Source organism: Pseudomonas sp. BJP69, assembly GCF_007633355.1.
Classification (GTDB): domain Bacteria; phylum Pseudomonadota; class Gammaproteobacteria; order Pseudomonadales; family Pseudomonadaceae; genus Aquipseudomonas; species Aquipseudomonas juntendi.
On sequence record NZ_CP041933.1, the window covers coordinates 3,354,185 to 3,367,391 of the forward strand.

General features: G+C 61.8%; 16 protein-coding genes. 3 read left to right on the plus strand and 13 right to left on the minus strand.

Going from position 1 to position 13,207, the window contains the following annotated elements; genetic code table 11:
- Window positions 1–27: 27 nt before the first annotated feature.
- The 5 genes from pheS to thrS all read right to left on the minus strand — a co-directional run bounded on the left by pheS (window position 28) and on the right by thrS (window position 4,266).
- A complete protein-coding gene (gene pheS / locus FPB55_RS15565; RefSeq protein ID WP_009685880.1) occupies window positions 28–1,044 on the minus strand; it encodes a phenylalanine--tRNA ligase subunit alpha in 1,017 nt (338 codons plus the stop codon).
- A 109-nt stretch (window positions 1,045–1,153) separates the two neighbouring features.
- Window positions 1,154–1,510 (minus strand): 50S ribosomal protein L20, encoded by a 357-nt coding sequence (gene rplT / locus FPB55_RS15570; RefSeq protein ID WP_003250671.1) that lies wholly within the window; start codon window positions 1,508–1,510, stop codon window positions 1,154–1,156.
- A 27-nt stretch (window positions 1,511–1,537) separates the two neighbouring features.
- On the minus strand, window positions 1,538–1,732 hold the full coding sequence (gene rpmI, locus FPB55_RS15575) for a 50S ribosomal protein L35 (RefSeq protein ID WP_003250667.1): 195 nt from the start codon (window positions 1,730–1,732) through the stop codon (window positions 1,538–1,540).
- Window positions 1,733–1,792: 60 nt separating this feature from the next.
- A complete protein-coding gene (infC, locus tag FPB55_RS15580; protein ID WP_012052879.1) occupies window positions 1,793–2,344 on the minus strand; it encodes a translation initiation factor IF-3 in 552 nt (183 codons plus the stop codon).
- Complete coding sequence (gene thrS / locus FPB55_RS15585; RefSeq protein ID WP_009685881.1) at window positions 2,344–4,266, minus strand: threonine--tRNA ligase; 1,923 nt, start codon at window positions 4,264–4,266, stop codon at window positions 2,344–2,346. Before thrS ends, infC begins: the two co-directional genes overlap by 1 nt.
- 334 nt (window positions 4,267–4,600) lie before the next feature.
- Between thrS and FPB55_RS15590 the strand changes: the two genes are divergently transcribed.
- A complete protein-coding gene (locus tag FPB55_RS15590; protein WP_009685883.1) occupies window positions 4,601–4,906 on the plus strand; it encodes a hypothetical protein in 306 nt (101 codons plus the stop codon).
- Window positions 4,907–5,068: 162 nt separating this feature from the next.
- The gene (locus FPB55_RS15595) at window positions 5,069–5,281 is read left to right on the plus strand and encodes a cold-shock protein (protein WP_003250656.1); all 213 of its coding nucleotides are present in this window, start codon (window positions 5,069–5,071) and stop codon (window positions 5,279–5,281) included.
- 76 nt (window positions 5,282–5,357) lie between these two features.
- Here the strand turns inward: FPB55_RS15595 and FPB55_RS15600 are convergent, their stop codons facing one another.
- On the minus strand, window positions 5,358–5,687 hold the full coding sequence (locus tag FPB55_RS15600; RefSeq protein WP_009685884.1) for an I78 family peptidase inhibitor: 330 nt from the start codon (window positions 5,685–5,687) through the stop codon (window positions 5,358–5,360).
- 275 nt (window positions 5,688–5,962) lie between these two features.
- Here FPB55_RS15600 and FPB55_RS15605 point away from each other — a divergent pair, with 275 nt between their 5' ends.
- Window positions 5,963–6,175 (plus strand): hypothetical protein, encoded by a 213-nt coding sequence (locus tag FPB55_RS15605; RefSeq protein ID WP_009685885.1) that lies wholly within the window; start codon window positions 5,963–5,965, stop codon window positions 6,173–6,175.
- Here the strand turns inward: FPB55_RS15605 and FPB55_RS15610 are convergent.
- From FPB55_RS15610 to FPB55_RS15640, 7 genes are all read right to left on the minus strand, one after another.
- Complete coding sequence (locus tag FPB55_RS15610; protein WP_033691009.1) at window positions 6,147–7,148, minus strand: nucleoside hydrolase; 1,002 nt, start codon at window positions 7,146–7,148, stop codon at window positions 6,147–6,149. The two genes, FPB55_RS15605 and FPB55_RS15610, sit on opposite strands and share 29 nt — an antisense overlap.
- 72 nt (window positions 7,149–7,220) lie before the next feature.
- The gene (gene rbsD, locus FPB55_RS15615) at window positions 7,221–7,619 is read right to left on the minus strand and encodes a D-ribose pyranase (protein ID WP_009685887.1); all 399 of its coding nucleotides are present in this window, start codon (window positions 7,617–7,619) and stop codon (window positions 7,221–7,223) included.
- On the minus strand, window positions 7,616–8,524 hold the full coding sequence (gene rbsK, locus FPB55_RS15620) for a ribokinase (protein ID WP_009685888.1): 909 nt from the start codon (window positions 8,522–8,524) through the stop codon (window positions 7,616–7,618). Before rbsK ends, rbsD begins: the two co-directional genes overlap by 4 nt.
- Window positions 8,525–8,539: 15 nt before the next feature.
- Window positions 8,540–9,562, minus strand: a complete 1,023-nt coding sequence (locus tag FPB55_RS15625; protein ID WP_047149978.1) for a LacI family DNA-binding transcriptional regulator — start codon at window positions 9,560–9,562, stop codon at window positions 8,540–8,542.
- 4 nt (window positions 9,563–9,566) lie between these two features.
- Window positions 9,567–10,559: an ABC transporter permease gene (locus FPB55_RS15630; protein ID WP_047149979.1), complete on the minus strand. Its 993-nt coding sequence runs from the start codon at window positions 10,557–10,559 to the stop codon at window positions 9,567–9,569.
- A complete protein-coding gene (locus FPB55_RS15635) occupies window positions 10,556–12,109 on the minus strand; it encodes a sugar ABC transporter ATP-binding protein (RefSeq protein ID WP_009685893.1) in 1,554 nt (517 codons plus the stop codon). The genes FPB55_RS15630 and FPB55_RS15635 overlap by 4 nt, the downstream gene beginning before the upstream one ends.
- A 26-nt stretch (window positions 12,110–12,135) precedes the next feature.
- Entirely contained in the window at window positions 12,136–13,089 is a 954-nt protein-coding gene (locus FPB55_RS15640; protein WP_009685894.1) for a sugar ABC transporter substrate-binding protein, read from the minus strand.
- Window positions 13,090–13,207: the final 118 nt, after the last annotated feature.

The following is a 13,207-nucleotide window of genomic DNA, read 5'->3' on the forward strand; positions in this document are numbered from 1 at the left end:
TTCTCCTGAAAGTTGCGTCGATTGGGCCTAGCGGAATTGCGCCAGGAACCGCAGGTCGTTGTCGAAGAACAGACGCAAATCGTTGACGCCATAGCGCAGCATGGCCAGGCGCTCGGCCCCCATGCCAAAGGCGAAGCCCTGGAACTCTTCCGGGTCGATGCCAGACATGCGCAGCACGTTCGGGTGCACCATGCCGCAACCCATCACTTCCAGCCAGCCGGTTTGCTTGCACACCCGGCAGCCGTTGCCGGAGCACATCACGCACTGGATATCGACTTCGGCGGACGGCTCGGTGAAGGGGAAGAACGATGGGCGGAAACGCACCGCCAGTTCTTTCTCGAAGAACACGCGCAGGAACTCTTCGATGGTGCCCTTGAGGTCGGCGAAGTTGATATCGCGGTCGATCAGCAGGCCTTCGACCTGGTGGAACATCGGCGAGTGGGTGATATCCGAGTCGCAGCGGTAAACGCGGCCCGGGCAGACAATGCGGATGGGCGGCTGGGTGGACTCCATGGTCCGCACCTGCACCGGCGAGGTGTGGGTACGCAGCAGCATGTTGGCATTGAAGTAGAAGGTGTCGTGCATCGCCCGCGCCGGGTGGTGGCCGGGGATGTTGAGCGCTTCGAAGTTGTGGTAGTCGTCTTCCACCTCAGGGCCTTCGGCAATGCCGTAGCCAATGTGGGTGAAGAACTGCTCGATGCGCTCGAGGGTACGGGTGATCGGGTGCAGGCCACCGGTGGCCTGGCCACGGCCTGGCAGGGTGACGTCAATGCATTCGGCAGCCAGGCGAGCGCTGAGCTCGGCTTCTTCAAAGGCAGCCTTGCGGGCATTGAGTACAACGGTAACGCGCTCTTTGGCGTCGTTGATCAGCGCGCCGACTTTCGGCCGCTCTTCGGCTGGCAGGTTGCCCAGGGTCTTCATCACCTGGGTCAGCTCGCCTTTCTTGCCGAGATAGTTAACCCGGATCTGTTCCAGGGTAGTGATGTCTTCAGCGCGCTCCACGGCCTCTAGGGCTTGGGAGACCAGCGCATCCAGGTTTTCCATGTACAGACTCCAGATACGAAAATAGGGGAAGAGCTTTGAAGGCTCTTCCCCTATCGATGACGTTCAATGCCCGGCGCCGCGAGCGCCGCCGGGTGATTGTCGCGGGTACTTAAGCCAGAACGGCTTTAGCTTTCTCGACAATCGCAGCAAACGCCGCTTTTTCGTTCACTGCCAGATCGGCCAGAACCTTACGGTCGATTTCGATCGAAGCCTTTTTCAGGCCAGCAATCAGACGGCTGTAGGACAGACCGTTGGTGCGGGCACCGGCGTTGATACGAGCGATCCACAGTGCGCGGAACTGACGCTTCTTCTGGCGACGGTCGCGGTAGGCGTATTGGCCAGCCTTGATGACCGCTTGCTTGGCTACACGGAATACGCGCGAACGTGCACCGTAGTAACCTTTAGCCAGCTTCAGAATTTTTTTGTGACGCTTACGAGCGATAACGCCGCGCTTAACACGAGCCATGAGTAACTTCCTCTATCTTAACCAGAATTAACGTACGCGCAGCATGCGCTCGACTTTCGCCACGTCGGACGGGTGCAGCAAGCTGGCACCGCGCAGTTGACGCTTACGCTTGGTCGACATTTTGGTCAGGATGTGGCTCTTGAAAGCGTGCTTGTGCTTGAAGCCCGAAGCAGTCTTCAGGAAGCGCTTCGCAGCACCGCTCTTGGTTTTCATTTTTGGCATGTTGGAACTCCGCATTCGATAAAATTACACATAATCATCAGGCCTGCCGTGCCCGGGAGATTATTTCTTTTTCTTGGGGGCGATGACCATCATAAGCTGGCGTCCTTCCATCTTAGGATGCTGCTCAACGGTGCCGTATTCGGCGAGGTCGGCTTCGACCCGCTTCAACAGCTCCATGCCCAGCTCCTGGTGGGCCATCTCACGGCCGCGGAATCTCAGAGAGATCTTGGCCTTGTCCCCATCGGTAAGGAAACGTACCAGGTTGCGTAGTTTTACCTGGTAATCCCCATCCTCCGTCCCTGGACGAAACTTGATTTCTTTGATCTGGATCTGTTTCTGGTTTTTCTTGGCTTCGTTAGCCTGCTTCTTCTTCTCGAAGAGGTGCTTGCCGTAGTCCATCACCTTGCAGACAGGTGGTACTGCGTCTGCAGAGATTTCTACCAGGTCCAGCTTCGCTTCATCAGCGATACGCAGCGCTTCATCAATCGAGACGATGCCAACTTGCTCGCCGTCTGCGCCAATTAACCGAACCTCGCGGGCCGAGATATTCTCGTTGATCGGGGCCTTCGGTACAGCACGCTTATCGTTTCTCATTTCACGCTTAATAGTCATTACTCCGATTCTTGGCGACCACGCCGGGAAACCGCTTGATTCAGCAGCTCAACGAACTGGGCGACGGGCATGGAGCCCAGGTCAGCACCTTCGCGAGTGCGCACAGCGACGGTTTGCGTTTCGACTTCGCGGTCCCCTATAACCAAAAGGTACGGGACCTTGAGCAAAGTATGCTCGCGGATTTTAAAGCCGATCTTCTCATTTCTCAAGTCCGACTTGGCACGGAAACCGCTACCGTTCAGAGATTTCTCCACCTGAAGGGCGAAATCGGCCTGTTTGTCGGTGATGTTCATGATCACCGCCTGGGTCGGTGCGAGCCAGGCCGGGAACACGCCAGCGTAGTGCTCGATCAGCATGCCGATGAAGCGCTCGAACGAGCCGAGGATGGCACGGTGCAGCATTACCGGGCGCACGCGGCTGTTGTCTTCGGCGATATAGCTGGCATCCAGGCGCTCTGGCAGGTTCGGATCGTACTGCAGGGTACCGCACTGCCAGTTACGGCCAAGGCAGTCACGCAGGGTGAACTCGATCTTCGGACCGTAGAAGGCACCTTCGCCTGGCTGGTATTCCCACTCCAGGCCGGATTCGTTGAGGGCGTCGGCCAGTGCACCTTCGGCACGGTCCCACAGCTCTTCGGAACCGACACGCTTGGCCGGGCGGGTGGACAGCTTCATGGCAATGTCGCTGAAGCCGAAGTCCTTGTACACGTCCAGGGTCAGCTTGATGAAGTCGGCTGCTTCTTTCTTCACCTGCTCTTCGGTGCAGAAGATGTGTGCGTCGTCCTGTACGAAGCCACGTACGCGCATGATGCCGTGCAGGGCGCCGGATGGCTCGTTACGGTGGCAGGCACCGAACTCGGCCAGGCGCAGCGGCAGGTCGCGGTAGCTTTTCAGGCCCTGGTTGAACACCTGCACGTGGCACGGGCAGTTCATCGGTTTTACCGCGTAGTCGCGGCTTTCCGACGAGGTGGTGAACATGTTCTCGGCGTAGTTGGACCAGTGGCCGGAACGCTCCCACAGAATACGGTCGACAACCTGCGGGGTCTTGATTTCCTGGTAGCCGTTTTCGCGCTGCACGCCACGCATGTACTGCTCGAGCACCTGGTAGACGGTCCAGCCGTTGGCGTGCCAGAACACCATGCCCGGGGCTTCTTCCTGCAGGTGGAACAGGTCGAGCTGCTTGCCGATCTTGCGGTGGTCGCGTTTTTCGGCTTCTTCGATGCGCTGGATGTAGGCTGCCAGCTGCTTCTTGTCCGCCCAGGCGGTGCCGTACACGCGCTGCAACTGCTCGTTCTTGGCATCGCCACGCCAGTAGGCGCCGGACAGCTTGGTCAGCTTGAAAGCCTTGAGGAAGCGGGTGTTGGGCACGTGCGGGCCACGGCACATGTCGACGTATTCTTCGTGGTAGTACAGGCCCATGGCCTGTTCGTCCGGCATGTCTTCGACCAGGCGCAGCTTGTAGTCTTCACCACGGGCGGTGAAAACATCGATGACTTCGGCGCGCGGGGTGACCTTCTTGACCACGTCGTAGTCTTTGTCGATCAGCTCCATCATGCGCTTTTCGATGGCGGCCAGGTCTTCAGGGGTGAAGGGGCGCTCGTAGGCGATGTCGTAATAGAAGCCTTCGTCGATCACCGGGCCGATCACCATCTTGGCGGTCGGGTACAGCTGCTTCACCGCGTGGCCAACCAGGTGGGCGCACGAGTGGCGGATGATCTCCAGTCCCTCTGCATCTTTAGGGGTGATGATCTGCAGGGTGGCGTCGTGGCTGATCAGGTCGCAGGCGTCGACCAGCTTGCCGTCGACCTTACCGGCCACGGTGGCCTTGGCGAGGCCTGCACCAATGGATGCGGCGACATCGGCTACGGATACGGCGTGATCAAACGAACGCTGACTGCCATCGGGAAGAGTAATAACGGGCATGGCGCCTCCTCTCCTAGTGGTGACCCCTACCAAAGGTCACGTGGGTTGGGATGAGCCAGTACAAGATCCGACCTGCCTTCCTGCAAAGGAAGCCTGCCTCACAGTGGCAGAAGCCTTTCGGCTTGCGAGGGACGAACCAGAGTGACTGGAAAGAAAAATGGCTGCGCCAGGCAAAGGCGCGAACACAAGCCGAGCATGCTAGCACGCGGGTTGCACCGCAGGCAGAAATATTTGGAAATTACAGGGTCGGGGTGAACTAACCCGGAAAAAGCCCTATCAGACTTTGGGAAGCAACCTACTCTTGATGAGACCTTAACCCAAGGAGTAACTGGTTATGCGAGTTCCGTCTCTTCTGGCCCTGGCGGCCACTGCTGCCCTGCTGCTGCCGGTAGCCGCGAACGCTGGCAACTTCCCACCGGGGAAAGAGGCCGGCTACATGGCCCAGTGCACGCAGGTGGCCAGCGGCCAGGGCGTTGATGCTGCAACTGCGAAGAAACACTGCGACTGTGGCGCCCAAGCCATCAAGAAGAACTTCACCGATGCCGAAATTGCTGACCTGGACAGCAAGGATGGCGTGGACGCCAAGCTGATGCAGAAAGCGCAAACGGTTGTGAAACAGGCCTGCGCACCAAAGGGCTGAAACCTTAAAGCCAAAGTCGGCTGGTAAATCTTTGAGCTGGATCAATATCCGGCGAAGGTAAAAGGCGCTAGATGCGCAGAAATGGACTATGATACGTCCCGTGCTCCGTAGCCTCGGCCGCATTGCACCACCGAAAAAACTAAATGTTCTGGAGATTCACCCATGTCCAATCGCCAACAAGGCACCGTCAAATGGTTCAATGATGAGAAAGGCTACGGCTTCATCACCCCAGCAGGCGGCGGCGACGACCTGTTCGTTCACTTCAAAGCCATCGAATCTGACGGCTTCAAGAGCCTGAAAGAAGGCCAGACTGTTTCCTTCGTCGCCGAGCGCGGCCAGAAAGGCATGCAGGCTGCACAGGTTCGTCCGGAGTAATTCGGATAGCTGTAAAAAAACCCGCCCTTGTGGCGGGTTTTTTTTGGGCGCGCCCCAGGGGCCGGGGGTAGCTGAATCAACCGCAGTTGACGCGGTTGACCACACCCTGCTCATTGACGTTAAGGTTCAGGCGCTCGGACCGGTACTCCAGGGTTACCACGTCGTGCGGCTTGAGAATACGCGCTATTTGCGAACCACTGGCCTTGCGCGCCTGCTCCAGCAACTCGGCACTGGCCTGCTTGCCCATGGCAAAGTCTGCGCCGCTGGCATCGCAGCGGCCGTCGTTGCCGGCCGGCGCAGCCGGTGCAGCCCCACCGGCATTACCACCAGCATCGCCACCAGTGCTGCAACCAGCCAGGACAGCAGCCATCGCCAGGGTTGCCAGGTAAGCACGGGTACGGAACATGAAGCCTCCTAAATCGGTATGGGAATGTCTGATCCGACAGTTCCGCTCATCATTTGTTGCAAAACCGGCCAAGTCTGCCTGAACTCGATCAGCGAGGGGGAAAAGCAATCGTGACCGGATTTTGCACAACCCGCTGCGTTTGCCATATGCTTAGCGCGCACGGTCACTGGCGCAAAGCCATGATTTGCTGCAAGAAGTGGAGTGCATCCCGCCTCCATCGAACACCAGGGTCAGGTGTTCACCCCTTCGTTCCGGGCCCCTAGCGAGAGCTTTTCATGAGCAGCCACACCATCGATGCCGATATCAAGGTCAAGTGGGCCGAGGGCCAGAGTGCGTACAGCCCTGGCACACCAGAGGAGTTGCTGTTGATCGGCATCGACCTGCTGGTGCGCGACCGCGGCCCCGAAGCAGCACGCAGCTTCATCGAGCAGGTGCTGGAGCGCTACGCCCCGCACGCAGCTATTGCAGCCGCGCCAACCGGGCGCTAAGCAGGTCGAACAGGCCTTGGGCGTCACCCTGCTCCACCCACAGCACATTGGCCGGCTGCTTGAGCACGCCGTACCAGTCAGCGACGGTCTGACCAAAGGTCGGGCCTTCGCGGCTGTCGATGCTCAGGTGAATGCGCCGGCCGCTGAACAGTTCGGGCTTGAGCAAGTAGGCAATGACGCTGGCGTCATGCACCGGACCGCCGGGCATGCCGTACAACGCCATGTCGTGCTTGATGTACACGTTGAGAATGTCCACCACCCGCTTGCTGGCTTGTGTATTCACCGCGGCCAACTGCTGCAGCCGGGCGTCGCTGGTCAGCAGCTTGTGGGTGACGTCCAGCGGTAGATAGGTCAATTGCACCCCGCTGGCCAGAACCACCTGGGCTGCATGGGGGTCGGCGTAGAGGTTGAATTCTGCCGCCGGGGTGATGTTGCCGCCGTTGAAGTGGGCGCCGCCCATGACCACCACCTCCTTGATGCCCTTGGCAATCTCCGGGCGCTGGATCAGCGCCAGGGCCAGGTTGGTCTGTGGGCCGAGCATGGCCACGGTGATGCTGTGCGGCTTGGCGGCCGCCAAGGTGTCTACCAGGTACTGCACGGCGTTGCCGGCGGCCAGCGGGGCCTTCGGCTCATGCACTTGAACGCCGGCCAGGCCTTCTTCGCCGTGCACTTCTGCGGCATAGACAGGGGCGCGCACCAGCGGGCGGCCGGCCCCCGCGTAAACCGGGATGTCTTCGCGGCCAGCCCATTCGCGCGCCAGGCGCGCGTTGCGGGAGGTTTTATCCAGGCGCACATTGCCGGCCACGGTGGTGATGGCGCGAACATTGAGTTCTTCTGGCGAGGCCAGGGCCAGGAACAAGGCGACCACGTCGTCAGCACCGGGGTCGGTGTCGATGATCAGGTCGATGGGGGCAGCCTGCAAGCTGGTGGCAGTGAGCATGAAAGCGAGTCCTTGAAGCCAGGGCTTGAGCATGGAATGGCACTCCTGTTGCCTTTGGTGAATAACGGCCGACGCGCCGGGTGGCACCGGCGGCTGGTCAACGGCTCAGAACGTGACGCCGGAAACCAGCGCGATATTGCTGTAGGGCTGGCACTCACCGGTACGCACCACCGCCCGGGCACTGCGCGACAGCACCTTGAATGCTTCATGGCTAAGCCATTCGCGCTTGCCCAGCTTGCCCTTCAGGCGCTCGAGCTCGACCAGCGCTGGCGGCACCACTTTCTGCATTTCCTCGGCCAGCACATGCCGCTCCACCTGAAGCTCGCTCAGCACGGCCCGCAACACACTGGCGAAGTCCGGCAAGCCAGGGGTGATCGCCAGGTCGATCATTTCCACGCCTGGCGGCACCGGCAGGCCGGCATCGCCGATCACCAGGATATCGCCATGGCCCATGCCGGCGATGGTGCGCGAAAGGGCAACGTTCAGCAGCGGGGTTTTCTTCATGGCACCAGCTCCGCCAGGTAAGGGATTGATGGCTGCGCGCCAGCGCGTGTCACCGACAGCGCCGCAGCACGCTGGCCGAAGGCGATGGCCTCGCCCTCCTCCAAACCACGCACCAGGCCCGCAGCGAAGCCGCCAATGAAGGTGTCGCCAGCAGCAGTGGTGTCCAGCGGCTGCACCACCGGTGCGGGGTAATGCTGGTGCCCCTCGGGCGTTACCAGCAACGCCCCTTGCGCGCCCAGCGTGACGATCACCTTGCCCGCCCCCGCCTGCAGCAAGCGCTCTGCGGCAAGCTGCGCGCTCGCCTGGTCGGTCACCGCAATGCCGGTCAGCGCTTCGGCCTCGCTTTCATTGGGGGTAAGGTAATCGATGAACGCAAACCATTGCGCAGGCAGCGGGCCGGTGGCAGGCGCCGGGTTGAGGATCACCTGCTTGCCCAGATCGTGCGCCCGCTTCAGCGTCCAGGCCACTGTCTCGACCGGCACCTCCAACTGGCAGATGACCACCTGCGCAGCCTGCAACAACGCCTCGAAGTGCTGCACCGACTGCGGCGTCAGCAGGCCATTGCCGCCGGGGATGACGACAATGCAATTCTGGCTGGCGGCATCCACGGTGATCAGGGCTACACCGCTGGACACGCCCGGGCAGGTACTGACGCCCTGGCAGTCAATGCCTTCTGCGGACAATGCCTGGTGCAACTGGCGGCCATAATCGTCATCGCCGACATTGCCAATCATCGCCACGCTGGCGCCCAGGCGCGCAGCCGCTACGGCCTGGTTGGCCCCCTTGCCGCCCGGCACCGTGAAAAAACGCTCACCGGGCAGGGTTTCGCCGGCGCGAGGCAAGCGCTGGGCGCGGACCACCAGGTCCATGTTGAGGCTGCCGACCACCACAACCTTGGCATTCATGACAGTTCCTTAGCGTTAGCGGTAATCGTTGAACAGGTCCGGGCGCGGCCCGGTGGATTCGCGCAAGACAATGCGCGGGGCGACGATGCGCTGCTCCGCCACGCCTTGCCGGGGTGTGCCGATGCGCGCCAGCAACAGCGAGGCAGCGCTCTCGCCTAGTTCGCGGATCGACTGGCCCACGGTGGTCAACGGCGGGTACACGTAGCGGCTGAGCTCGATGTCGTCGAAGCCGATCACCGACAATTCGCCGGGCACGTTGATATTGCGTTCGGCGGCAGCGCGCAGCACGCCGAAACCGATCATGTCGTTGCCCGCAAAAATGGCCGTAGGTCGCCGCCCCTGCAACACTTGCGCAGCGGCGGCATGGCCGCCCGGGCTGGTGAAGTCGCAGTGCAGCACACGGTCACTGTGCACCGGCGCCTGCGCCTCGGCCATGGCCCGATGAAAGCCGCGCAGGCGCAGCTGGGTTACCCCGGTATCGGCGGGGCCGCCGATATAGGCGATGTCGCGGTGCCCCAGGGCCAGCAGGTGCTGGGTCGCCAAGTAAGCGCCGTGCTCATGGTCAATGCGCACCAGGTCAGCGTCCACCCCTTCCAGCTCGCGGTCGACGATCACCATGGGCGTACGTACGCCGGCCAGGCTCTGCAGCAGGTCGCTGTCCTCGCCCACCGACGCCACCACCAGCCCGTCAATACGCTTTTCCAGCAACACGCGCAGGTAACTGCGCTGCTTTTGCGGGTTGTCATCGGAGTTGCACAGAATCACGCAATAGCCGTTACGCTCACAGGCATCCTCGATGCCCCGCGCCAGCTCGGCAAAGTAAGGGTTCACGCTGCTGGGCACCAGCAGGCCGATGGTCGCCGTGCTACGAGCCTTCAACGAACGCGCCACGGCACTGGGCACGTAGTCGAGTTCGACAATCGCGGCCTCCACTTTCTGCCGCACCTGCTCGCTGACCGGTCGGGTCTTGTTCAATACATGGGACACCGTGGTGTAGGAAATACCCGCCAATGCCGCGACATCTTTGATGGTTGCCATGTTGTCAGTTCCGCCGGCCTGCACGCCGGCTACGGTAAGTGTCGAGCACCACGGCAATGACGATCACCGCCCCGGTGATGATGCGCTTGGTCGGTTCGCTGGCACCGATCTGCGCCAGCCCCGCGGCCAGCACGGAAATGATCAGCACGCCGAAGAAGGTGCTGATGACCGAGCCACGCCCGCCCATCAGGCTGGTGCCGCCGATCACCACGGCGGCAATGACCTGCAGTTCCAGGCCAGAGCCGGCATTCGGGTCGGCCGCTTCCAACCGGGAAATCTGGAACAGCGCAGCCAGCCCGGCCAGCAGGCCCATCAGCGCGAACACCAGCACTTTGTAGGGCCGTGGGTCGATACCTGCCAGGCGCACGGCCTCTTCATTGGTGCCGATGCCGATCAGGTAGCGGCCGAACACCGTGCGGGTCAGTACCAGGTGGGCCAGCACGATCACCAGCAAGCCGATGATGAACGCTGGCGAGATGCCAAACGCGACCGGGTCGGAGAACCAGGCATAGGCATCGCCGATATAGGCGGTGCGCGAGTCGGTGAACTGGTAGGCCAGGCCACGGGCCATTTCCAGCACGCCGAGCGAGACGATGAACGACGGGATGCGCCAGGCCACGGTCACGCTGCCAGTGATGCTACCGGCCAGCGCAGCCACGGCCATGCCCAGCAGCGCGGCGGGTAGCACGCCCCAGCCCCAACCGAGCATCGCCACGCTCACCGTAGACGCGGCCAGGGCCAGCACCGACCCCACCGACAGGTCGATACCGCCGATGATCAGCACGAAGGTCATGCCGACCGCCAGTACCATCAGGTCCGGGATCTGGTTGGCCAATGTGCTGAAAGTGTTGTACGACCAGAAGTGGCTGCTGAGGAACGAGAACAGCACGATCATCGCCAGCAAGGCGCCGGCCAGGCCCAGGTAGGTACCCAGGCCATAATAGGAACCGTTGCGGCGCACGGCGGCGCCTTGGCTGTCGAGCGGTGTGGTTTTCATACGTCCATCCTGGGGGCTGCCTCATGCAGCAGAGCGTCACGTTTCTGATAACCGGCAAAGGCTGCCGCCAACAGTTGATCCTGCGTCCAGTGCTCACGGTCGAAGGTGTCGATCAGGCGGCCGGCAGACAGCACGGCGATGCGGTCGCAGATCAACATCAACTCGCGCAGGTCGCTGGACACCACCACCAGGGCCTTGCCTTGGCGTGCCAGCTCGGCCAGCAGGCCGTAAATGTCGAACTTGGCACCGACATCGATGCCCCGGGTGGGCTCGTCGAACAGCAGCACCTGGCAGTTGCGCTCCAGCCAACGGCCGATCACGACCTTCTGCTGGTTGCCACCCGACAGCTCGCCCACCACCTGGTGCGCACCGGCGCTGCGAATACGCATGGCCTGGATCTGGCGCTCGGCCAAAGCCCTTTCCGCCTCGCCGTCGAGCACGCCGGCCCGTGACACGGCGCCAAGGTTGCCCAAGGCAATGTTGGCGCTGATCGACTGGCTCAGCAGCAGGCCCTCGCCTTTGCGGTCTTCGGTGATCAAGGCTATGCCTGCGCGCACGGCCGCCTTGGGCGAATCGATGGTCACCGGCTGCGGTGGCTGGCCCAATGCGATGCTGCCGCTGTCAGCACGGTCGGCGCCGTAGATCAGGCGCAACAACTCGGTGCGGCCCGCGCCGATCAGGCCGGAGATGCCGAATATCTCCCCCGCCCTGACCTCGAAAGATACCTCGCGCACCTTGTCGCTGCGGGTAAGCCGCTCGACCTTGAGCAAGGGTGCGCCAAGCTGCCGCCGGCCCAGGTCGATGTGTTCGCCCAGTTCGCGGCCCACCATGAGGTTGACCAGTTCGGCGCTGCTGTAGCGCTGGATGGGCTCGTCACACACCTGCCTGCCGTCGCGCAGTACGACGATCCGCTGGGCCACGCGCTGCAGTTCTTCCAAGCGGTGCGAGATGTAGACGATGGCCACCCCGCGCGCGCGCAGGCGGTCGATCTGGGTAAATAACAGTTCCACCTCACGCGCGGTCAGCATCGCGGTGGGTTCGTCGAAGATCAGCACGTGGCAGTCGCCGATCAGGTTACGGGCGATTTCGACCATTTGCTGGTGGCCGATACCCAGTTCGCCGACTGGGGTATCCGGGTCGATGGCATCGAGCCCGACCCTGGCCATGGCCGCCGTGGCCAACTGGCGCAGGCGTTTGTGGTTGATCCAGCCAAAGCGGCTGGGCAGGTTGTCGAGAAACAGGTTTTCCGCCACGGTCAAGGTTGGCAGCAGGTTCAGTTCCTGCATGACCATGCGCACGCCAAGGCGCTCGGCCTCGCTGCGGCTGGCGGGGGCGTAGGCCTGGCCGCGGTAGGTCATGTGCCCGGTGGTGGGGGTTTCCAGGCCGCTGATCAACTTGGACAGCGTGCTCTTACCCGCACCGTTTTCGCCGGTCAGGGCCAGCACTTCGCCGGCACGCAGATTCAGGCTGACCTCGCCCAGCACCGGCTGGGCGTAGGTCTTGCCAAGGCCGCTGGCAGCGAGCACCACTTCATTGGCCGATGCAGGCATGGCCGGTTCTCCTGGCAGGGTCGGGGCTACTTGGTAACGAGCTTGACTGGGGTCTGGATGACGTTGTCGGCATCCACGTCAGGCTTTTCGCCTTTGACCATTTTCAATGCTGCCTGAATACCGAATACGGCTTGCTGGCTGGCGGCCTGGTCAAGGGTGGCGAGCACGCGGCCATCGGCCAGCATGGGCTTGATGGCGTTGATATTGTCATAGCCGACCACTTGCACCTGGCCCGCCTTGCCGGCGGCACGCACAGCCGAAACCGCACCCAGCGCCATGCTGTCGTTACCGGCCAGCAGCGCCTTCAGGTCGGGGTATTCGTTGAGCATGGAAGCGGCGACGGCGTTGCCTTTGTCGATCTCCCAGTTACCGCTTTGGACCGAGACGATGTTCATTTTGGCGGCTTCCATGGCGTCCTTGAAGCCTGCGGTGCGCTGCTGGGCGTTGGTGGTGGTTGGCACCCCTTCGATGATGCCCACCTGGTCACCGGCCTTGAGCTTCTGTTGGGCCAGGTACTCGCCCACCATACGCGCGCCTTTGCGGTTGTCAGGGCCGACGAAGGGCACGCTGATGCCTTTGCTCTTGAGCAGGTCGGGGTCCAGGCGGTTATCGATGTTGATCACCACCACGCCTTTGTCCATGGCTTTCTTCACCGCTGATACCAGCGCCTTGGAATCGGCCGGCGCGATCACCAGCGCCTTGGCGCCGGCGTTGACCATTTGCTCGACGATGCGGATCTGTTCGCCAGTGTCGGTTTCGTTCTTGATGCCGTTGGCAATCAAATCAAACTCAGCGGCGTGGCTTTTCTGGTAGTCCTTGGCACCGTCTTCCATGGTGCGGAAGAACTCGTTGGCCAGCGATTTCATGACCAGGGCGACCTTGGGCTTGTCTTCGGCGTGGGCGGCAGAAAACGGCAAGGCAAGGGAGAGTGAGGAAACGACAGCGAGGGCGAGCAGACGACCGGGGAACGGCAGCTTCATGGACGATGACTCCGAATCTTGTTTTTTTATCGGATCGCAAACGTTTGCGGTACGTAACTATGGAAACAGTACCAGGGTTTGTCAAATCCGTTTTTCAGGTCAGCGGCCGAAACCGTTG

Coding starts and splice junctions, on each gene's coding strand:
- FPB55_RS15610 (WP_033691009.1), bottom strand. CDS start 7,148: ATGCTCAAGCCCTGGCTTCAAGGACTCGCTTTCATGCTCACTGCCACC.
- rbsK (WP_009685888.1), bottom strand. CDS start 8,524: ATGAATGCCAAGGTTGTGGTGGTCGGCAGCCTCAACATGGACCTGGTG.
- rplT (WP_003250671.1), bottom strand. CDS start 1,510: ATGGCTCGTGTTAAGCGCGGCGTTATCGCTCGTAAGCGTCACAAAAAA.
- FPB55_RS15635 (WP_009685893.1), bottom strand. CDS start 12,109: ATGCCTGCATCGGCCAATGAAGTGGTGCTCGCTGCCAGCGGCCTTGGC.
- FPB55_RS15595 (WP_003250656.1), top strand. CDS start 5,069: ATGTCCAATCGCCAACAAGGCACCGTCAAATGGTTCAATGATGAGAAA.
- rpmI (WP_003250667.1), bottom strand. CDS start 1,732: ATGCCAAAAATGAAAACCAAGAGCGGTGCTGCGAAGCGCTTCCTGAAG.
- FPB55_RS15625 (WP_047149978.1), bottom strand. CDS start 9,562: ATGGCAACCATCAAAGATGTCGCGGCATTGGCGGGTATTTCCTACACC.
- pheS (WP_009685880.1), bottom strand. CDS start 1,044: ATGGAAAACCTGGATGCGCTGGTCTCCCAAGCCCTAGAGGCCGTGGAG.
- FPB55_RS15600 (WP_009685884.1), bottom strand. CDS start 5,687: ATGTTCCGTACCCGTGCTTACCTGGCAACCCTGGCGATGGCTGCTGTC.
- FPB55_RS15605 (WP_009685885.1), top strand. CDS start 5,963: ATGAGCAGCCACACCATCGATGCCGATATCAAGGTCAAGTGGGCCGAG.
- rbsD (WP_009685887.1), bottom strand. CDS start 7,619: ATGAAGAAAACCCCGCTGCTGAACGTTGCCCTTTCGCGCACCATCGCC.
- FPB55_RS15590 (WP_009685883.1), top strand. CDS start 4,601: ATGCGAGTTCCGTCTCTTCTGGCCCTGGCGGCCACTGCTGCCCTGCTG.
- infC (WP_012052879.1), bottom strand. CDS start 2,344: ATGACTATTAAGCGTGAAATGAGAAACGATAAGCGTGCTGTACCGAAG.
- FPB55_RS15640 (WP_009685894.1), bottom strand. CDS start 13,089: ATGAAGCTGCCGTTCCCCGGTCGTCTGCTCGCCCTCGCTGTCGTTTCC.
- FPB55_RS15630 (WP_047149979.1), bottom strand. CDS start 10,559: ATGAAAACCACACCGCTCGACAGCCAAGGCGCCGCCGTGCGCCGCAAC.
- thrS (WP_009685881.1), bottom strand. CDS start 4,266: ATGCCCGTTATTACTCTTCCCGATGGCAGTCAGCGTTCGTTTGATCAC.